The sequence below is a fragment of the Vibrio sp. 2132-1 genome (assembly GCF_033344315.1).
The window spans coordinates 1-625 of the sequence record NZ_JAWPON010000489.1 but is presented as its reverse complement, the minus strand read 5'-3'; the positions used below and the strand labels follow the sequence as shown (position 1 = coordinate 625).

Genomic DNA, 625 nt, shown 5'->3' with positions numbered 1-625 from the left:
AAAGCCGATAACTCATGGTTCTGTGATTACGCGAATGGGGCGAAAAAATCCGCGGCGTTCTTCCTTGATATCTTGCGCACACCAGAGCATCAATGTGTGATAGAAAATGCGGCAGGCAACCAAAAAGTGATTTCTTTTGGTCAACTGTTAGACAACAACTCACACCAAATTCCGGCTGATTACGATCTTTCAACAGCCAGCTGTTTTGATGATTTGGCAGCACGCTTTATCGAAGATTCAGATGAGGGCTATATAGCTGTTGCGGAAACTGCGAATGGACGCTTCCTAAACTCAATTGGTAGCTTTGACCCGGATTACCCTTGGTCAAATGCGGTGTCTGTGTTGGGTAACTGGCCAGACAAAGCGCTTGCGAGCCACTTCTTAGCACGTCGATTCTCGAACCGTTTTACCGATGAGGTGAGCTTTGCATCGCTGCTTGATATCCCTGGGGTGCAAGCTGAATACGAAGACATCATGGGCAACATCGTGGCAAATGATGCGTTAAATACGCCAGTTAAATTGGTGGGTAAAGACGGTAAGGAATACACCAATCTAAAAGGTGTTACCGTGAACCTACACATCACTGAGCAAATGGAGTCCCTACCACCAATGCCTCGTGGTATTG

1 pseudogene is annotated in these 625 nt (G+C 46.7%); it reads left to right on the top strand.

Annotated elements, in window-relative coordinates:
• Nucleotides 1-625 (top strand): annotated as a pseudogene (locus R8N47_RS26220) (MoxR-like ATPase); the annotation flags it as partial.